The organism is Peribacillus sp. NPDC097295, from assembly GCF_044761665.1.
Taxonomy (GTDB): domain Bacteria; phylum Bacillota; class Bacilli; order Bacillales; family DSM-1321; genus Peribacillus.
In genome coordinates this window covers 117220-136306 of the sequence record NZ_JBIWCW010000003.1, presented here as the reverse complement: position 1 = coordinate 136306, position 19087 = coordinate 117220, and the positions used below count along the sequence as shown (strand labels likewise).

Annotated in this window: 19 protein-coding genes and 2 pseudogenes; 11 read left to right on the top strand and 10 right to left on the bottom strand. The window is 39.8% G+C overall.

Features of this window, described 5'->3' with window-relative positions; genetic code table 11:
* Positions 1–41: 41 nt before the first annotated feature.
* On the bottom strand, positions 42–1097 hold the full coding sequence (locus ACIQXN_RS06940; protein WP_402963743.1) for an aromatic ring-hydroxylating dioxygenase subunit alpha: 1056 nt from the start codon (positions 1095–1097) through the stop codon (positions 42–44).
* Between the two features lie 300 nt (positions 1098–1397).
* Here ACIQXN_RS06940 and ACIQXN_RS06935 point away from each other — a divergent pair, with 300 nt between their 5' ends.
* The 6 genes and pseudogenes from ACIQXN_RS06935 (at position 1398) to ACIQXN_RS06910 (ending at position 6211) form a co-directional block, all read left to right on the top strand.
* Positions 1398–3014 carry a PucR family transcriptional regulator gene (locus tag ACIQXN_RS06935; RefSeq protein WP_402963740.1) on the top strand — a complete coding sequence of 539 codons (1617 nt, stop codon included), beginning with the start codon at positions 1398–1400 and terminating at the stop codon, positions 3012–3014.
* 167 nt (positions 3015–3181) lie between these two features.
* Positions 3182–3556 (top strand): VOC family protein, encoded by a 375-nt coding sequence (locus ACIQXN_RS06930; RefSeq protein ID WP_402963737.1) that lies wholly within the window; start codon positions 3182–3184, stop codon positions 3554–3556.
* 82 nt (positions 3557–3638) lie between these two features.
* Positions 3639–4268, top strand: a pseudogene (locus tag ACIQXN_RS06925) (YdbC family protein).
* A gap of 112 nt (positions 4269–4380) precedes the next feature.
* On the top strand, positions 4381–4785 hold the full coding sequence (locus tag ACIQXN_RS06920; protein WP_402963734.1) for a VOC family protein: 405 nt from the start codon (positions 4381–4383) through the stop codon (positions 4783–4785).
* A gap of 279 nt (positions 4786–5064) precedes the next feature.
* Positions 5065–5625 carry a TetR/AcrR family transcriptional regulator gene (locus ACIQXN_RS06915; RefSeq protein WP_402963731.1) on the top strand — a complete coding sequence of 187 codons (561 nt, stop codon included), beginning with the start codon at positions 5065–5067 and terminating at the stop codon, positions 5623–5625.
* A 76-nt stretch (positions 5626–5701) separates the two neighbouring features.
* Positions 5702–6211, top strand: coding sequence for a DUF2798 domain-containing protein (locus ACIQXN_RS06910; RefSeq protein ID WP_402963728.1), 510 nt, complete (start codon positions 5702–5704; stop codon positions 6209–6211).
* 87 nt (positions 6212–6298) lie between these two features.
* Here ACIQXN_RS06910 and ACIQXN_RS06905 read toward each other — a convergent pair whose 3' ends face one another.
* The 3 genes and pseudogenes from ACIQXN_RS06905 to ACIQXN_RS06895 all read right to left on the bottom strand — a co-directional run.
* Positions 6299–7306, bottom strand: a complete 1008-nt coding sequence (locus tag ACIQXN_RS06905; RefSeq protein ID WP_402963725.1) for a C40 family peptidase — start codon at positions 7304–7306, stop codon at positions 6299–6301.
* A gap of 30 nt (positions 7307–7336) precedes the next feature.
* Positions 7337–7684, bottom strand: coding sequence for a hypothetical protein (locus ACIQXN_RS06900; RefSeq protein ID WP_402963722.1), 348 nt, complete (start codon positions 7682–7684; stop codon positions 7337–7339).
* A 140-nt stretch (positions 7685–7824) separates the two neighbouring features.
* Positions 7825–7968 (bottom strand): annotated as a pseudogene (locus tag ACIQXN_RS06895) (DUF3870 domain-containing protein); the annotation flags it as partial.
* Positions 7969–8280: 312 nt separating this feature from the next.
* On the opposite strand from ACIQXN_RS06895, the gene ACIQXN_RS06890 reads away from it, so the two are divergent.
* From ACIQXN_RS06890 to uraH, 3 genes are read left to right on the top strand one after another with little or no spacing between them, the layout of a single operon-like run.
* Positions 8281–9606 (top strand): nucleobase:cation symporter-2 family protein, encoded by a 1326-nt coding sequence (locus tag ACIQXN_RS06890; protein WP_402963719.1) that lies wholly within the window; start codon positions 8281–8283, stop codon positions 9604–9606.
* Positions 9607–9619: 13 nt separating this feature from the next.
* Entirely contained in the window at positions 9620–10117 is a 498-nt protein-coding gene (gene uraD, locus ACIQXN_RS06885) for a 2-oxo-4-hydroxy-4-carboxy-5-ureidoimidazoline decarboxylase (protein WP_402963716.1), read from the top strand.
* 45 nt (positions 10118–10162) lie between these two features.
* The gene (uraH, locus tag ACIQXN_RS06880) at positions 10163–10522 is read left to right on the top strand and encodes a hydroxyisourate hydrolase (protein WP_402963713.1); all 360 of its coding nucleotides are present in this window, start codon (positions 10163–10165) and stop codon (positions 10520–10522) included.
* A gap of 93 nt (positions 10523–10615) precedes the next feature.
* Here uraH and sipW read toward each other — a convergent pair whose 3' ends face one another.
* The 5 genes from sipW to ggt all read right to left on the bottom strand — a co-directional run bounded on the left by sipW (position 10616) and on the right by ggt (position 16389).
* Positions 10616–11191, bottom strand: a complete 576-nt coding sequence (gene sipW, locus ACIQXN_RS06875; RefSeq protein ID WP_402963710.1) for a signal peptidase I SipW — start codon at positions 11189–11191, stop codon at positions 10616–10618.
* Positions 11163–11636, bottom strand: coding sequence for a hypothetical protein (locus tag ACIQXN_RS06870; protein WP_402963707.1), 474 nt, complete (start codon positions 11634–11636; stop codon positions 11163–11165). The genes sipW and ACIQXN_RS06870 overlap by 29 nt, the downstream gene beginning before the upstream one ends.
* A 233-nt stretch (positions 11637–11869) precedes the next feature.
* Positions 11870–13459: a M4 family metallopeptidase gene (locus tag ACIQXN_RS06865; RefSeq protein ID WP_402964654.1), complete on the bottom strand. Its 1590-nt coding sequence runs from the start codon at positions 13457–13459 to the stop codon at positions 11870–11872.
* Positions 13460–13536: 77 nt separating this feature from the next.
* Complete coding sequence (locus tag ACIQXN_RS06860; protein ID WP_402963704.1) at positions 13537–14130, bottom strand: TasA family protein; 594 nt, start codon at positions 14128–14130, stop codon at positions 13537–13539.
* A gap of 678 nt (positions 14131–14808) precedes the next feature.
* Positions 14809–16389, bottom strand: a complete 1581-nt coding sequence (ggt, locus tag ACIQXN_RS06855) for a gamma-glutamyltransferase (protein WP_402963701.1) — start codon at positions 16387–16389, stop codon at positions 14809–14811.
* Positions 16390–16656: 267 nt separating this feature from the next.
* Between ggt and chrB the strand changes: the two genes are divergently transcribed.
* Both chrB and chrA read left to right on the top strand, forming a co-directional pair.
* Complete coding sequence (gene chrB, locus ACIQXN_RS06850; protein WP_402963698.1) at positions 16657–17244, top strand: chromate efflux transporter ChrB; 588 nt, start codon at positions 16657–16659, stop codon at positions 17242–17244.
* Positions 17244–17798 (top strand): chromate efflux transporter ChrA, encoded by a 555-nt coding sequence (chrA, locus tag ACIQXN_RS06845; RefSeq protein ID WP_402963695.1) that lies wholly within the window; start codon positions 17244–17246, stop codon positions 17796–17798. The genes chrB and chrA overlap by 1 nt, the downstream gene beginning before the upstream one ends.
* A gap of 202 nt (positions 17799–18000) precedes the next feature.
* Here the strand turns inward: chrA and ACIQXN_RS06840 are convergent, their stop codons facing one another.
* Entirely contained in the window at positions 18001–19041 is a 1041-nt protein-coding gene (locus tag ACIQXN_RS06840) for a Ger(x)C family spore germination protein (RefSeq protein ID WP_402963692.1), read from the bottom strand.
* Between the last annotated feature and the right edge of the window lie 46 nt (positions 19042–19087).

Sequence of the window (19087 nt, the reverse complement as noted above, 5' to 3'; positions counted from 1 at the left end):
GAAAAAAGCGAGAGTGCCCGCCAAAAGGACACCCTCCCATTTCAACTTGTATAATTCGACCCTAATCCCAAGTCCCTCAATAGCTGACGGTAGGCAATCGAGGTTTTATCCGCCGCGATATGAGCTTCTGCCTGTAGGTCTAGTGGTAGCTCCTCTGGCTTTTGATTTTCAACCATTTCCTTATCTTCATTGAAAATCTGCAAATTGAATTCATAGGTGTCTTCAAGCGGAGCATCCATGTCAAAATTTCTTGCCATCGGGGAAAACATTCGGGTTTTCCGAGCCGAAACAGGGCTTGCGCAATTTAGGATGAATAATTTCCCTCCTTCTGGAAAATGGACGGTCAACCTTGCCGCTAAAGGTGGATATATATCGAACACGCGCAACCATTTAAAGTTCGGTGGCTCCAAATGTTGCAGGTCCTTTCCATAATTGCTGACCGAACTCACATACTCTACATGTAAGCCATACTCCGTTTTATCCACTTTATAACTTGGCACAACAGGATTATCACGATCAGCGAAGCTCTCTGAATGGACCCAGGCAAAGTGGGATACATCCAAAAATCCTTCCATCTGCCTCCCTGCTGACCCAGCAATGTCGATGTAAGGAGGCAGAATATTCAGATATTCTCGGTCATCCCAAGCCGGCAGCGGAGGAATATCCTCCTCATCACTCGCAATGGAAGTCCAAACCAAGCCATAACGCTCTACAGTTGGATATATATTAATACAAAGACGTGGAGAAATTTTCGCATTGGGATGTGCAGGTATTCCCGTGCAATTCCCTTCTGGTCCGTATCTAAATCCATGATATGGGCAAACAATATTATCATCTTCCACCCAACCCATGCTTAAAGGAACTCCCCGGTGCAAACAAAGATCTCTTGCCACGATGATTTTACCATTCGCACGGTAAAGAACAAGATGGACATCCAGCAATTTAATGCCCAGGGGCTTTTCCGTCACTTCCTCGACTGCCGCCACCGGAAACCAGTACTGCGTCAATACATCCCAATCCTCTTTACTAAATGTGCATTCCTTCGGATAGGGCGTCACTCTTTTTTTCTTTTTACTAGCAACAGTGGTTTCCTTCATTTCTTCATCTCCCCTAACATTCTTTAGCTTTTTATAAATAGTATCAATTTTCTAATTTTATGTCACCACTTATGTTAGAAAACCTCACATATAAATAAATATTTGTATATTTTAACAAAGAGAAATGATAAAATTGTAAATAATGTCAAAGAGATTGTAAGATATGATAAAAAAATTCACAGCATGAAGCCGATAAAAAGAAACAGAACATAGTCTTCACCAAGCAGGCTCTTAAATAATCAGACTGTTAAACTCGCAATCATCTAGAAAAAATAAAATGAAAGATTGAGGTGTGTTTAGATGAAGGTAGCTGAACTTTTACATTTGCCGTTTTTATCCGGGATGCATGTAATAGCAGGAGAATCAGGAATGGAATGCGAAGTGCGTACGGTCAATATGATGGACGCTCCGGATATCATCCATTTTCTAAAACCGAACGAATTTCTTGTGACGACCGCTTACCATCTAAAGGATCAACCATTATTATTAAAGACCCTCGTCGAAGGTATGGCAAAACAAGGTTGCGCCGCACTTGGCATTAAAACGCGACGCTACTTAAAAGAAGTACCGGATGAAATCCTTCAACTCGCCAATGAACTCTCACTTCCCATAATCGATCTTCCCGAAGACTTATCTCTCGGCGAAATCACCAATCTCACATTAAGGGCCATTTTAGATCAACGCGCCCATGAGTTAATGTACGCCATGGAAACGCACAAACAATTTACCAACCTAATCATGCGCGGAAAAGGAATCCAGAAATTACTTGATCACTTATCCAAGATGATTGAATTTCCTATTACATTGGTTGACCAATACTTTAAACCAATCGTCTTCCCTAATCGTGTCTCTCCAATTTTTCCAATAATCAAAAAAATAGCAAGTGAGGGATTTAACTATCCAACAACCATAACTCCCTTTTTCTCTTTTTCGATTCTATCCAATCAGCAAACCTATACCGTATTCCCCATCTATATGGATGAAAAGATATTTGGCTATTTGATCATCTTGGGAGAAATCAAGACAAGTGACAATCTCATTACATTGACGATTGAACAGGCTACAAACGTCATTTCCTTCTCCTTAATGAAAGAGCATGCCCTCAAGCAACACGATCGAAATATACGGAATGAATTCTTCCTGCATGTTCTTGATGGCAGTTTCTCCTCACAGGAGGAAATTATAAACCGGGCAAAGGAATTCTCCTTACATAATGAACAAACGTATATATGTGCTGTCGGAAAAATTGATGAAATGCAAGAAAGTAAAAACTTTACCCAACAGCAAGAAAAAGCCGATACGGTCCACAAGTTTTTAGAAGAAGAACTTCACGAATCACCTTTCCCCATCCATCTCTTTACGAAAGGAAAGAAGTGCATTCTTTTATATGAAGTGAATGAAGATTCCACCCGTTCTCTTCAATATGTAGAATCTTCCCTACAAAAACTGCAAAAATTGGTGAATGACCAATTCGGTTGTACGGTCTCGTTCGGTGTCAGTCATATGGCACCGAAATTCCTTCAGATCAAACATGCCTTCAAGGAAGCGAACGATTCCCTCAAGGAAGGTGGTTTATCAAAGAGGCCCGAATACATCCAGACATTCCGGACCAAGGACATCATGGAATTGTTACGAATCATCCCTGAGGAAGACCTAAAGAACTTCCACCACTTCGCCCTGCAAGGATTTTCAAAAATCAACAACGAGGAACAGGAACCGTTGTTACAGACTTTATCCGTTTACCTTGAGACCCATTGCCAAATATCCGAAACAGCCAAAAGACTATTTGTTCATCGGAACACCGTCGTATACAGGCTGGAGAAATGCGAGGAACTGCTTGGCAAGAGCTTAAAAGATTCCGAAACCACATTGCAAATACGACTTGCCTTAAGAATCAACACCTTGCTGACTAGTTAGTGTACTCGATGTACTCGATATCACATGTCTCATTAGCACGTTAGAATGTAGAAACATAAGTAAGACTTATTATTATAAATAACAACTCCGTAATTTCCTTATTATTACAATAGAAGTAAAATGATAGTTAGGTACCACACAATAGAATTCGGAGAGGAATGATTCATATGCCATTTAAGTTTCAAACCATTGACCATATTCAGCTCGCTGCTCCTAAAGGCAGTGAGGACACGGCAAGAAAGTTTTTCAAGGACATTTTGCGTTTGGATGAAGTCGAAAAGCCTGAATCATTAAAGAAAAGCGGTGGGTTGTGGTTTCAATTTGGAAATTATCAAATACATATAGGAATCGAAGAACCCTTTTATCCAGCCAAAAAGGCGCATCCGGCTTTTGCAATAGAAAATTTAGAAGCGTTAAAACAACATTTACTAACAAACGGGATCGAAGTCACAGAAGACGATAGAATCCCCGGGGTTAAAAGGTTCTTCATTTCCGACCCCTTCGGTAACCGGATGGAATTCTTAGAGCGGAATAAACACTAAATCTAAACCGTTCTAAGAGTCAGCCAAAAAATTACTTTCTTTGATTTTGCAGATTTAGGATTAGAAACTTTTAGGAGCTTATATGATAATAAAGTGGATTAAGTGTCATGTAGATGAAAAAAGTAAAGGTTCATTTTCAAACGCACAAGAGAAATGGAGTAACTTAAAAAATTCGGAATGATTTTTAGGTCAAATAGGTGGTTGGGATAAAAATAAGCCCTTTGAAGCAGGGATTCTTTCATTTTGGAAAGACTCCCATTCTTATAAAAAATTCATGAAATATCATCATGACGATATTTTCGAGAACAGTAATCAAAAAAATACTTATCAAAATATCTCAGTTGAAATTTACGAAAAAATGTTTGATATAGGTTCAATAGACTTCACAAGGTTATTACATGAAGGAAATCTCCTTCGAATTGCAGATTGTGATGTAGATTTAAATAGACAATTTCATTTTGAACAAGTACAAAAAGAAGTGTGGAATAAGGGTATGACAGATACTTCCGGAATGTTAGCAGGGGTATTTTGTAGAAATCCAAACCATAAAGAAAGGTATCTAGTAGCTTCATTATGGAATAACAATCTTTCACATCAATCGTATGTCGACAATAAATTGCCATTATTAATTCAGAATTCTGGAGTCAAAGACCCGGCAATAAGGTTAATAGGAAATTTAATAGAAATTAATCCAGAATGGGTGGTTTTTTAAATTTATCAGTGCTTGATAATTACAACTATGTAGGCAAGAGTATTTCTGCATAATTAAAAGGAAAAGGTATACACCTGAAGAATGAGTTCATTCAAGTAAGGAGGCTAAACTTGTGAATGATAAATTATTAAGGATAGGAAGCACCTATATCCCAGTTTCAAATGTAGAACTTTCTTCTGAATGGTATGTAAATAAATTGGGTGCAGAGTTAAGTTATAAAGATAAAGACAAAGCAATTCTTAATTTTGCGGACCAAAGTATTTTCCTTGTTAAATCTAAAGAAAATCAAAGCTCAAACTTCTATGATATACATGGTGCTGAGCATTTCTCCATCACATTTGAGGTGAATGGATTACATGCCTTGGAAGCGATACATCGAGACTTTCGTGATAAAGGAATAAGAATTGGTTCACTTGAACATAGAGGACATGCTGGTAGAAATTTCGTTTTCTTTGATTTGGATGGTAATAAATTTGATGTATGGAGTGAATTGAGTCCCGCTTACAAAGAAAAATAAAAATTTCTTTTCTCGCCATCATTGAACCAGGGAGCTGATTGACAGCTCTTTTTTTTAATGAAAAAGAAAGGATAAGCACCAATTTATACGTCCTCCTTATGGGATTAACGCTCTTTCGATTGTTCGACATTTACGGAACAACACAATAAAATTTCAACAAAATAACTTTCGGAATGATTTAAAACAGTATTTTTGGAAATTATAAATACCTTGACTTATAAAACATTATTTTGGTATATTAAAAAACAGACCGGTTGGTTTAGAGGAGGGTTATTGCGATTGGATACAAAATCACTGATCATTGAAATCTCTACAAACCTTTTTCAGAAAAAAGGTTATTTAGGTGTGGGAATAAATGAAATCCTAAAGGAATGTAACATTTCAAAAGGCTCGCTTTATCACCACTTTCCGAATGGAAAAGAACAATTACTCATCGCTTGTCTTCATTCATTGAACACCATCATTATTTCCGATATGAAAGAAATCTTTCAGCAATACCCCACCACTCAACTAGCGACACAAACGATGATTGAGAAATTGGCCGATCAATATGATCGAGATGGGATGATTACCGGTTATACATTTAGCAGCATCGTGAGCGAAATGGGATCATTGAGTGAGCCAGTCAGAAATGCCTGTGCCCTTTCTTTCCAAAAGATTCAAGACATTTATACGTACAAGTTAGAGGAAGACGGTTTTTCAGAACAAACGGCTCTATCACTCGCTTTAATGATGACGGCCACCATTGAAGGTGGAATTATGCTTTGCTTAACTAAAAACACGAGTGAACCCCTAAGAACGATTTCAAAGGGATTACCCCAGCTATTATCGTATGAATGATGGATCAACAAATCAAAACAGCATGCTAGAACATGTTGCGAACGTCTTAAATACTTTTTTTGAAAGGAAGTAAAATATGAAAAACGAAATGAGATTACCAAGAAACGGTAAGGAGGGCGCATTGTACGGAGGTATCATTTGTTTTCTTACCTCTTTATTCATGTCGACTTTCAGTATCATCACAGTAATGGGTGAATTCAATGGAAAAGTTGCATTGGATATCATTACAATATGGCCGATCATGTTTGTGATTGCCATGATCATCGAGCCTGTCCTTGTAGGGCGCATTGCAGAAAACCTGGTGAAAAAATTCACTCAACCGACTGATAGCTTTAACTCAAAGATCTTATTCCGTATCGTATTCACGGTATTCGGTATGTCATTGTGCATGACTTTTATCGGTGGCATCATCGGTAACGGGTTTAATTCAGATACATTCAGCAACTTTATATCGAGCTGGCCAAGAAACTTCTTTATCGTATTTCTTGCTGAGAGCTTAGTGATCCAACCTATCGCCAGAATGGCGATGGTTAAAATGCATACTAGTCAAGATAAAAAGAATGCTGCACTGGCGATGATGAAGTAAACATAAAAAAGAGGTCGGAATGATTAAATTCCGACCTCTTTTTTATCTACTGTTTGACCCTGGAGCACTAGGTACCCTCATGGTTACTCAATCTAGATATCTTCTTGCTCCGGCATATTCTTCGCCATATCCCGATGTCTTGATTTCATCGATCCTTACATGCGTCGAACTGTTTGGTGAGTGGATCATTTTCCCTTTACCAATATACATTCCGACATGGTGCACCTTACCTTTTCCTTTATCATGCGCAAAAAAGAGTAAATCACCTGGTTTAAGATTTTCCCGTTTCACCTTTTTCCCCTGTTGAGCCTGAACGGAAGAGTCCCTCGGGATGGTTATTCCATTAGCATGGTACATCGTATAGGTAAATCCTGAACAATCAAATCCAAAACCGGACATCCCTGCCCATAAGTAAGGTAGTCCTAAAAATCCTTTTCCAGATTGTACGATGTCCTTACCCGTTGGCACTGGAATATGTATTTCGTTTTGATAAAGTGCCACGTCTTTCTTATCTATCCATTTAGCTCCATCACTTGGTGTCAAAACCTTCACTTTATCTTTCTTCACCTGTAAAAGCGGAAGTCTTGTATCGAAACTGATTTCCATGAATTTCGAACGATGTTTCGAATCTGAATAAAGCCAAGTCTTTGGGGCCTTTACAAGAGCGAACCCTTTTTTAAACTGTTTCTCATAGGCTTTTCCGGTTTTCACCTGCCCCTTTGGCATCCATCCTGGATAACCTGCCTCATTCCGAGGTGTCAGTTGATTGGCAACTGCCACCTTCACCCATTTCCCTCGTTCTTCGAGTATGGTCACTTTCGAACCATATAACGCTTGAGTTTCCAGATTACCCACAAGCCACAGCTTGTCTTCGTATTTCATGGACTTGATCCAGGCATCCAAATTAACGGGGTTCGATGCAGAAGGCGCATCTAATTTTCTTAATAGGCCCGGCTCCGTCCAAAGAGTCGCAACAGATACATCTACATAAGCAGTTTTCTTCTTTGTGCTTGCGCTGGCTTCATTCGAACTGAATGCTATAATACTGAGTGCAAAGAAAGAAAGCACGAGTACGATAAACCCTTTCCTTTTCATCAAACTAATCACCCTTTCGAAATGTTTTTATTAAATAATAGAGGATTTCCTCTTGACTCCTATACCAGGTTCATCAGCAATGATGAGTTGATCTCCGATAAATTGAATGCCTTCAAACGGTTCATCCTTGATCCATAATGGGGCATCCAGATCAATCTTCGTTATATTGGGATGTGCGGTTGCCAAATGAGCTGCAGCCGCTACACTTACCGTCGACTCCATCATACTGCCAATCATGCATTCCAGACCTTCCGTCCCATCTTCCAGCTTAACGGAAACCATGATGGTTTCGATCCCCGTCGCTTTACGTAATGCCGTCTTGAATGGTTTGAACATCGGAAAAGTTTCAACCGATACTTGTAAACTTTCAATCTTCATTATAACACCCTTTCTTTAAAAGCTTGAGAGTATATAGGATGAAACTTCCAGCTGTTAATGAGCACGAAACACTCTTTAACAGCTGAATTTCATTTGCGATTAACAAAAGAAGCAGCTATATCTTATATAGTTCTTGATATTTAATATTTGCATTTCTGAGAGCGACCGGTCAGTACTTTCTGAGAAGAACCAAAGTACTGTTTCTCAATTTCCTTCTCTAACTCATCAGGTTGAAGAATGGATTTGCCTTTTAACATGGAGTGAATGAATTTAGATGTAAGGGATAAAGTAGTCGACCCAGATTCACTATTTCATTCGTATCACCTGAGAAGTATAAAGATTCACTCATGTAAAGTGCTGTATCCAGCATGAATGGGACACTTTCCTTTCTAAGACTTATAGGGCATATTTGTTGTTTACCTATCACACTTGTTAAGTCCACTCCCTTCTCTTTATGCAGTTTGCCTATAAACCCATCTGATAATTATTTACAATAGCCAATGACAATTGTCAGAATATTTATTATGATGGTAGTAATTATAACAAATGAGCGTTATCTTACCTTACACTCATTTAAAGAAGGGAGCTTTACAAGCATGAATGAAAAAAACGGCAAGTCCAAGGTCTTTTCATTAGGTTTACAGCATGTCCTTGCGATGTATGCAGGCGCAATCTTGGTTCCTATCATCGTCGGAGGCGCTCTAGGCTTTACTCCTCAGCAGCTCGCTTACCTTATCGCGATTGACTTATTGACCTGCGGAATCGCCACGTTACTTCAGTCTTGGAAAAATAAATACTTCGGCATCGGGCTTCCGATTGTTTTAGGAACTTCTTTCGTTGCGGTCACTCCGATGATTTCCATAGGCAGTAATTATGGGATTTCCGCCATATATGGATCGATTATCGCAGCTGGTTTATTCATCATTTTTTTCTCCAATATCTACGGCAAGCTACTTAAGTTATTTCCTCCTGTCGTGACGGGTACAGTCGTCATCATCATAGGACTATCCTTGGTTCCTACCGGTATTAAAAACATGGCCGGCGGCGCAGGCAGCAAAGACTTTGGTTCAGCTGAAAACCTCATGCTCTCCTTCGGTGTCCTTGCCACCATTTTACTGATGAATCGGTATTTCACAGGATTCATCCGCGCCATTTCCGTATTGGTCGGGATTGTAGCAGGAACGGTCGTTTCCGCATTTACGGGGAAAATGGATTTTTCCACCTTGATGGAGGCCTCATGGTTTCATGTCCCAGCCCCATTCTACTTTGGGACGCCGACCTTTGAAATTGCCCCTATCCTGACGATGTTGCTCGTGGGGACGGTCATTCTTATTGAATCCACTGGCGCATTCCTAGCCCTTGGGAAAATAACCGGACGGGAATTAAAGGAACAGGATATTGTACGAGGCTACCGGGCAGAAGGACTCGCATTCACCTTAGGGGGAATTTTCAACGCCTTTCCCTATAGCACGTTCGCACAGAATGTCGGCTTGGTTCAATTATCCGGCGTGAAAAAACGTTCCATCACCATTGCAGCCGGTTTCATTTTAATCGGGCTTGGACTCGTTCCGAAAATTGCGGCACTCGCTACCCTGATTCCTACCGCTGTTCTTGGTGGAGCCACCGTCGTCATGTTCGGGATGGTTGTTTCGTCAGGAATCAAAATGTTAGGCGACGTCGATTTTTCCGACAACTCGAATTTATTGGTGATCGCTTGTTCAGTCTCCTTGGGTCTCGGTGCAACGGTTGTTCCCGAATTATTCTCAAGCCTTCCTGAGGCAATTCGTATCGTTGTCGGGGATGGAATCATTACCGGTAGCCTGACAGCCATCATCCTAAACTTAATGTTAACTCCCCGTAAGAAAAAATCAGATTCAAGAGTGATGCCCGAAACGGAACAGGTCTTAGTGAAAAGTGTATAAAAGGAGTCCAAAAATGATCTCACTTGAAATGCTACAAGTAAAAAGCGATGAGGAATTCACAGACTTTCTCGGTGATGTTTTCGAGCATTCACCTTGGATTCCAGAACAAGCGGCAGCGTCTCGGCCTTTTTCTACCTTACTAAGTCTTCATCAATGCATGGTCGACATCGTGAATCGTTCATCAACAGAAAAAAAGCTGGATTTAATAAGAAAGCATCCAAACCTAGGTGACAAAGTCGAAATGACCGATGACTCAATCAAGGAACAACGTGGAGCCGGGTTAAAGGACTTAACCGCCTTGGAATACGAAAATTTCCTTTCATTGAATAAGCGCTATATGGATAAGTTCGGCTTCCCCTTTATCCTCGCAGTACGCGGTAAGGATAAGAATGAGATATACGACGCAATGCAAACGAGGATCCACCATACAGAAAAAGAAGAATTTGAAACGGCCTTATTTGAAATTCACCGAATCGCACTCTTACGTTTACAGGAAAAAATCAAAAACTAAAAGTCTCGGCATTGGCCGAAGAATGCAAGGGATAAGGAGTCATTTATGTCTGGTTTAACAACGCATATATTGGATTTAACTCATGGGAAACCTGCAGCAAACGTCACAATTGAATTGTATTATTCCGAATCATCCTCCTCCACCTGGCAGCTGCTCCAAACAGCTGTCACGAATGCAGATGGACGGCTCGATTCCCCCCTCCTCGCCGGGGAAGATGCAAAAGCCGGGAACTATGAAATCGTCTTTCATATCGGTGATTACTTCCGCAGTCAATCCATCGAGCTACCCGACCCACCCTTTTTGGATCAAGTACCCGTCCGCTTCGGTCTAGCTTCCCCCGCTTCCCACTATCATGTGCCATTACTCGTCTCCCCATGGGGTTATCAGGTGTACCGGGGAAGTTAATGACTTTAGGAGTACTGCAAAAAACCCGGGCAAAGGAAAAGTATGTACTTTTCCTTTGCCCGGGTTTTCCAATGGTTAATTTTAAATATACCATTACACTATTTTTTTCTTGGATGTTAGTTTTTCGTTTGATTCTATTTCTCTTAATCCTTGGTAGATGCAATAACCTGAATACGCTAAGAGCAATACACCTGGACCTATCAGTAAAAGGGCAGCACCTTCTTTTGATTGAGTGAAATCGATGAAATATCCTACATAAGGAATAGTAAATCCAGAGTATAGAGCTACAATATTCTCGGAGAGAACTGGGTCAGCATCTGCAGTTTTATTATTATCACCTTTCGTATCGTAAAGAACATGCTCCCCGCTACTGTTCACTTTGAATATCCTATGCGTTATTAATATTTCCTCACTTGTTTGGAATGTGATGATGTCGTCTTTTTGAAGGGCTTTTTTCTCATCTGAATCTAGTGGCTTTACAGCTATAACTGAACCAGTTTGAAAAGTAGGCTCCATTGAACCAGATAAAACAGTTTTAAGCTGATACCCAAAAACCTGGGGTTCTCCCCCTGACGCTTTTGAAGATATGATAAGAAATACCATGACCATTAAGTTTAAAAATAGTACGAATGTAATCAAATTACTTATTACTTTCAGCGTTCTTTTCAAACTCTTCGCCTCCTGACTTATTATCTACCTTACCATCTGTATTCTCATCCTCTGTAATAGGGTCCTTTTCAATCGGTAACTCACTTTCTTCTTTCTCTTTATCGATAGCCTCATTTTCTTTAGGCTTATTTTCAATTTCGTCTTTATTGGAATCATCTACTTTTTCATCAGAGTCTATTGCCTCTTCATTCTCCTCAGTTTCGGGCTCATCACTCTCATTCTCCTGATTTTCATTTGGATCTGGCTCATCTTCAATCGGTTCCTTCACTTCTTCACATTCTTCATGATTTTCAATCTCTTTTTCGTTAGAGCATTCCATGTCCTCTGCTATCTCCCAAGTCCCAATTGAAATCTCTTGGTTTACTAGTTCCATGTCGGTGTAATAGGCATTCGTTTGCCCCGTAACAGCCAACACTGTTCCTAAAAATAAATACCATATAGCCACCAGCTTGGTTAATGTCCATAATAGTTTTTTTCTCTTCCAAATTCCCTTTTTATTTAGTATTGGAAACCCCTTCTTCCTAGGCTTCATTCTTTATAATGCTTGCTTCCTGACAGACTTACGATCCTTAGATTTATGTTCTCTTGGAACTCATATGTATAGATTTATTTCAAGTAATATTGGATAAAAGAAGTGCCCAAAAGAACACTTTTGGGACACCTCCACTTTTTAAATCCTTAGTTCACACCAACAGCGGTATATGCAGCTTTTACAGCTCTAACTTCTTTTGAGCTAGCTCCATATAAATCCGTTGCAGCCTGAATAGCTGCTTCTTTCATCATTGTAAAGTTTGAACTGGCTGTCAGGTATTTAGAAAGGGCGCGGTAATAAATTTGTTCTGTTGCTTCACGCCCTACTCCAGTTATAGTAACACCATAATGTGCACCACCCTCGGAGATCAGATAAGCGGCTTTGTTATTGATACTACTGTTGATATGAACACCACCACTATCTAACGTACCTATATATCTCTTGCTCCAATGATCTGGAGAATAGCCACTATCCGTTCTGACGTCAACGATTTCTGCCGGATTACTCATGGAACGCAGTCCCTTTCTTCCATCCTTAACGATCATTTCTCCAACTAGCCATTCTTCATCACTTCTGTCTACCATGGCAGCAAATATATCTGACATGGATTCATTTAAGGCTCCGGATTCATTACGATAGATTAGACCTGCCGTATGTTCAGTCACACCATGAGCCATCTCATGGGCAGCAACATCCAAGCCTCCAGCGAAGTTATGATAGGCGATGCCATCACCATCGCCATAAGACATGGTTCTTCCATTCCATGATGCATTGTTCCAATTATTATTCACATGGACCGAAGAAATTAACTGCTGGCCCTTATCATCAACCGAATTACGCCCAAATGTACCTTTAAAATAATCATAGGTCTTTTGTGCATTTGCATGTGCATCCACTGAAGCACCGTCTTTAAACATTTTAATAAGACTTGTTACTAGTCTGTTGCCGTTCTTGGCATCATTGGTAATTACGCCTTTTCCTCGCGTCACATCAGTGAGTCCATACACCCCATTAGCAAATTGCGCTTCAAACATCTGCTTGTTATTAAATACGCCAGTACCAAATGCCGTAACGTCTTGGGCAGCATTATACTTATCTACAATCTTTCCATTGGTAGAATCAACGAAATAATGCCAGTATCCAACCTCAGGTTCAATAGTAGAAGCTTTAACTAGAAAAGTATTATGGAATGCTCCATCGAATTCATAAATATACTGTTCGACGGCAACGTCACCATCGTACTGATCTACCTTGCCAATTTCCTTTTCAATATCCTGTTTTGTTACTTCAATTGCTTCCGTTTCAGAAATGGCAACCTCTGTCTTGATATTTTCATTCTCAAGATTAGGTACAACTTCACCTAAGAAAGACGTAACATTATTATTTTCGTCAATGGCTATCGTCGAATCCGTTCCGTATATTGGAACTCCTTTATACTGTTCAATCATTCTAAAGTGATGGGTTCCGTACTCTTTATCAGCTTGTTCTTCTATTACTTTAAAGTTCTTTTTCATATCACCTTTTAATTTAAACTTCTTACTATTCTCATTAAGGAAAGCATAGGCGATTTCCTTCTTGCTTAAGCCACTTTTCCCTTTTGGGGACCAGGTTTCACCGATAAAAGAAGGAGTTTTATATTCATCATTATATTTAATAGTATCCTGAGCACCTACAAGTGATCCACCTGTACCGAACGTCCCTAAAAAAACGGATAGAGCTAAAGTAGTAGAAACCATTTTCTTATTTACTTTCAATTATCTCATCTCCCTGATAAATAGTTTTTAAATTACTTCTCATAGGTATATGAGAGATTTTACTTAGCTTCACCAGCTGTTTGATTAGCGATAAATGTCCAGTCTAGTTTAAGTTGGTCGCCTTGTAATACATTTTGATCCTTACCATTATCGATAAACTCAAACTGTACCCAAAGATCATTTACAGCACCCGGTTCAAGCCCACCATTTTTTGCAAAGAAAGGATCAGTAATATTCTTTTTAACAAGATCTGGATCCATATTTTTCAATTCTGATAGTGTTGTTTCAAAAATTGGTTCACTTTCTTTGTCCCAATTCCATAAGAAGTTCACTCGGATATGCTTCCCGAAGTCCTCTGAACCATTGTCACCCTTAGCATCGATGACAGAATAAGCCGTTTTTAGATTGACGTTTTTAATTTTCAACGAGCCATTATTCGTTAATTTAAATTCAGTTGTCTTCTCATCACCAGGTTTCATATTGTCAAGATTGACAAGCGTTTGTGGATTGATAGACAAATCCAATGTACCGGCTGCGAACGTATTATTCGTTACTTCTTGATCGCTGAAATAAGCATATGTACCCCCACCAATCAGTGATAGTCCTAATGCTGCTGATGCAATACCTAAACCTAACTTTTTCTTCATACCCACTTCATTTCCCCCCGTATCTCTATTTTACTTTCTTAAAATCTTTAGTATCCTTCTTGATGTTACTTAGTCGCATAATACACAATATTAAGTAAAATAAATCTCCTCCCTTTTATTTTTTAACTCGTATGAGTACTCTTGAAGTAACTTTTCAATACTAATCTAGGAGCACATTCACTCTAAGAGTATTCTTTATTAAGTTTTATTTGTTCTTAATAAAGAATGTATTTACATAATATTACTTAATTTTACATATTGTTGTATATAGTCTTATATGTTTATAATCTTCTGAACTTTCAATAAATATTTTCTATTAAATCAACCATTTTACCCTTACTCTTCGACACTTTCCAAACATTAATCTCCGTAAAAAAGTAGAAAAATAGCGAAAATGAGCTTAGTATTGCCGTCTTGGACATGATAGGAAAGGGTAGCTACCGAAGTTTAACATGGTATTTTTTACCTAAATTACTTTTATCACTAGACTAAAGTTCTATAATCTCTAGGGTCTAGACTAGATAATTTCATAGAGTGAGAATTTTTATTGAATACTCAATACTATAAAACTAATGAACTATCAAAAGTAATAGTAAAGAACGTATGGCCCCGGCTTAAAAGCCGGGGCCATACGTTCTTTATGAAATAAAATCAGGTTAAATTAGGGTTACGTTCGCACTCTTTTCAAGATCCGATAGCTGCCCCGTCTCCCCTTGGGTCGACCCCACCTTGAAGAAAGCCTTGTCCATCGATTCGGATGGCCTGCGCATGTCCCATCACACCGTCAAATTCCTCGACGACTTCGATAAGATGCCCTTTTTCATGAAGTTCCTTAATGGTATCCTTTTCGACACGGCTTTCGAGGCGCAATGCCTCACTCGACTCTCCCCACGTCCTACCCCAAACAAAACGAGGTTCATTAATGGCCGTTTGCGGATCCATTCCATAATCAATCATCCGTGTAATGATTGCCGTCTGCGTCTGCGGTTGCCCTTCCCCGCCTTGTGTCCCATAGATAATGCTGGGTTTTCCATCCTTACAAGCCATTGCAGGCATTAAGGTATGGAAGGAGCGCTTATTAGGCTCTAGCGCATTGACATGATTGGAGTCAAGCGAGAAAAATGATCCTCTGTTTTGAAGGATTACCCCTGTGTTGCCGGCAACGACGCCTGACCCGAATTCAAAATACAGGCTCTGAATGAAAGAAACGGAATTTCCATCTTTATCTACGACGGCAGCATAGGCTGTGTCACTGCCCATTGGCGGGCTTGATACCTTTTCCGCCTTCGTTTGTTGAATGGTTGTTGCAAGCTTGGCTGCATATTGCTTATCAAGCAGCTTATCGAGTGGTACATTAAAGAATTCGGGATCCGTTAACACCTCATTTCGATCACGGAACCCCGCTTTTAACGCCTCAACCAATACATGATAATAATCGGCAGAACCATGCTTCATGTTCTCCAAGTCAAAGTTCTCCAGAATATTCAATGCCATCAGCCCCACAAACCCTTGAGAGTTGGGCGGGACTTGGTAGATCGTATAGTCGCGGTATGTAGTGGCTATCGGTTCGACCCAATTGCCTTCATGTGAAGCAAAATCAGTTGCCGTTAACAGTCCGCCTTGTTCCTTCATATACGTAACAATCGATTCGGCAAGTTCCCCATGATAAAACGCATCACGCCCCTGCTCAGCAATTATGGCTAAACTGCGGGCCAAGTCTTTTTGGTAGAAACGTTCCCCCACTTCTGGAATTCTTCCTCCTGGTGCATAAATATCGGACGTGATCGGCATTTTTGAAAGCCAATCCCAATTTTGCTTCGTATAATCCACTTGATTTTGCGTGATTGGAAAACCATTTTCCGCATAGTCGATGGCCGGGGCAAGAACATCAGTTAAAGTTAGAGTGCCCAATTCTTTTAATATAACATCCCAGCTATCTACCATCCCCGGTACCGTAATCGCGCTCCTTATGCCGCGAAAAGGAATGGCATCTTCCCCTGTATATGTTTCACGGCTGACATTGGTCCCAGAACGCCCGCTTCCATTATAGGCACGTATTTTCCCTTCCTTTTTTTCATAGTTCAGCCAGAATGTATCGCCTCCAAGGCCCGTCATATGTGGATAAACCACACCTAAGCAGGCACTGACGGCTACTGCAGCATCAAAGGCATTTCCACCTTTTTCGAGGATATGATTTCCAGCCATCGACGCTAAATAATGAGGACTAACTACCATGCTCTTCGTTCCAATAATCGATTGTTTCATAAAGTCGCTCCTTTTATTTAATTTTTCTGACAATTAACTATATTTGTATTATAAACCTTTTCTTCTCAATACGTAATCTATATTTTTATTTTACAATCAAATTGAAATGCATTTATCATTTAAATTACCTATTAAACTATTTATTTATAAATGGTCATACAATTCGAAACTTTTATTGAGATTTTACAAGCATTTAGAAATATAATTTGTTATGATTAATAGATAAACATGGAAATTATTTATTCTTACTTGATAGGGGGATTCGAAGTGAAAAATCCATATGGAGAATTAACCGTGGGAATGATGCGGACAGGGATTTTGGGATTTGGCGGTGGTCCGTCGGTTATCCCACTCATCCGCCATGAGGCCGTTTCCCGTTACCATTGGCTTGATGATGATGAATTCGGCGATACATTGGCGATTGCCAATACACTCCCGGGACCGATTGCTACAAAGATGGCCGCCTATTTGGGGTATAGACTAAAAGGATGGCCAGGTGCCATCGTAAGTGTCGCAGCTCATATTTTACCGTCAGCCTTTGCCATGGTGTTCTTGATTGCCTTCATAAATGTCCTCAGTAATTCAGCGATGATCAGCAATATGATTGCAGCCGTTATGCCTGTCGTTGCTGTCATGCTTGGACAAATGGCTTATGAATTTGGCGAAAAGGCCGTTAAAGGATTGGGAAAAGTGCTTGGCATCTTATTCTTTGCCATCTCCTTTTTACTTCTTCAGGTCGTTTCCCTGCATCCTGGAATTGTCATCATGATTTTCCTTTTCTATGGTGCCTTTCATTTTAAATTGAAGAACAGATTAAAGAATAAGAAACAGGATAAGAAGGAGGAATCAGCATAATGGGTGCCATTTTCATCCCGATTGGTGTAGCTGTGTTCTTGGCTTTTTTCATAGCGAACCTTCTTGGCTACGGAGGGGGTCCTGCTTCAATTCCACTGATGTACGACCAAATTGTCACCCGCTTTGGCTGGCTTTCCAATACTGAATTTTCACAAATGCTTGCGCTCGGAAACTCCCTTCCAGGACCGATTGCCACAAAAATCGCTGCCTATGTCGGCTATGATGTATATGGATGGCCCGGATTCTTCGCTGCATTGGCGGGCACCATCATCCCGTCTGCCGTGGTCTTGATATATCTATTGAAAATATTACGAAAATACAAGCAGTCCCCCATTGTGAAAGGCATGTCCTTACTTGTTCAGCCCGTGATTGCGATCATGATGCTGTTGCTTACATGGAATATGGCTGCTGATGCTGTCGGATCGATAGGGTATATCCATTCCTTGATCATCGCTGGAATCGCCTTCCTAGCGTTAGGAAAATTCAAGATTCACCCCGCCTTCGTCATCATTTTCGCCTTTCTGTATGGAGGGTTCATCCTCCCGATGACATAAAAAAACCACCTCTAGAATGCACCCTATAGAGTAGACACTTTAAAAAAGTCTCTCTGTAGGGTACTTTTATGTATAAAGAAGATTATTTAAAGGGTGATCCTAGTCTTTTGATAACCTCGTTGCCCTCCAAATCTCGTCATACGGTTTGCTAGGGGAATTATAGAAGTACAACTGTTATATAGTAGCACCTTACTTTACAAAGTTAACCTTGGACATCAATTAAGGGCTCTAATTCGAGATGATAGTTTACATTGATTTTCATATTACTCCATTTTTCAAACCATTTTTCTTCACTCATCGGTTTAGTGAAGGGCGTGAACGTTTTAGTTCCAATCTGTAGTGGATCAACGTTCCACTCCTGATTCTTTTGTAAAAATGCCTTTGTTTTGGTTTCCAAATAGGATTCAATTTCGGTTTTCAAAACCGTTATTTCAGCTAGATCATTTAGATTCTTTGTACCACGATACTCGTCTATCGTACCTGTAAGTTCTACATTGACGGTCAATGTTGATAAATCTTGATTTAATGTCATATTCATATTTGATTGTACTTGACCTAAAACAGTAGATAAATTGGGCATTGGCAAATATTTTAAATAGTTGTCATTCCCTATAAGCTGGTAGATTTGATCATCCATTTGACTAACTGTTGAAATTAGCTTGTCGTCTTGAAAGATTGCTGTCCCCTCATATGTGAAACTACCTTTCTCTGCCTTAAAAACTGGCAATATTGGGTCGGAGTATACGGCATATAGTTTCTCCATAAATTGATGCAAGTTTACAATCGACATCTCGCCTTGATGTTTTTCCTCGTAGTGTTTTAGCATACGATAAAGGAAATAATCTAGATTTTCCTGATTGTCTTGCAGTTCATTTTTTATATACTCTTCAAAGTTTCCTCTTACTATTACGAGATAGAGACGCTGAGATATGTTGGGGTCAGCAAATACCGTATCGATAATTGTTTTCATTCCCTTTTTAGCAAGCTCTTCATTAATTAGTAAAATACGAAGTTGTCCTGTTTTCAACTCACGGTAATATTTAAAATTAAAGGTTTTCCCACCTTGTTTCAGTAGCTCAACTTCCATAGTCAGCAGACGTTGTTTTTCTTTAATCAAGGGAGGCACGACTGTGCTTGCTTTTAATTTCCCTTCTCCAGCGTCATCTAATGACCAGAAAATCACTGGTGCAATTTCTTCAATCTCGTTATTTTCCACAAAGGGGGCACAACCAGTAATCCACAAGATGCTACTCACTATAACCAGCAATATAGCCTTTTTAAAGGATGTC

Bases quoted from the DNA above. Each gene is read 5' to 3' on its own strand.
- ggt (WP_402963701.1), bottom strand. From the start codon at position 16,389: ATGAAACAATCGATTATTGGAACGAAGAGCATGGTAGTTAGTCCTCAT.
- ACIQXN_RS06940 (WP_402963743.1), bottom strand. From the start codon at position 1,097: ATGAAGGAAACCACTGTTGCTAGTAAAAAGAAAAAAAGAGTGACGCCC.
- ACIQXN_RS06905 (WP_402963725.1), bottom strand. From the start codon at position 7,306: ATGAAAAGGAAAGGGTTTATCGTACTCGTGCTTTCTTTCTTTGCACTC.
- chrA (WP_402963695.1), top strand. From the start codon at position 17,244: ATGGGTGCCATTTTCATCCCGATTGGTGTAGCTGTGTTCTTGGCTTTT.
- ACIQXN_RS06930 (WP_402963737.1), top strand. From the start codon at position 3,182: ATGCCATTTAAGTTTCAAACCATTGACCATATTCAGCTCGCTGCTCCT.
- ACIQXN_RS06900 (WP_402963722.1), bottom strand. From the start codon at position 7,684: ATGAAGATTGAAAGTTTACAAGTATCGGTTGAAACTTTTCCGATGTTC.
- ACIQXN_RS06865 (WP_402964654.1), bottom strand. From the start codon at position 13,459: ATGGTTTCTACTACTTTAGCTCTATCCGTTTTTTTAGGGACGTTCGGT.
- uraD (WP_402963716.1), top strand. From the start codon at position 9,620: ATGATCTCACTTGAAATGCTACAAGTAAAAAGCGATGAGGAATTCACA.
- uraH (WP_402963713.1), top strand. From the start codon at position 10,163: ATGTCTGGTTTAACAACGCATATATTGGATTTAACTCATGGGAAACCT.
- ACIQXN_RS06910 (WP_402963728.1), top strand. From the start codon at position 5,702: ATGAAAAACGAAATGAGATTACCAAGAAACGGTAAGGAGGGCGCATTG.
- ACIQXN_RS06935 (WP_402963740.1), top strand. From the start codon at position 1,398: ATGAAGGTAGCTGAACTTTTACATTTGCCGTTTTTATCCGGGATGCAT.
- ACIQXN_RS06890 (WP_402963719.1), top strand. From the start codon at position 8,281: ATGAATGAAAAAAACGGCAAGTCCAAGGTCTTTTCATTAGGTTTACAG.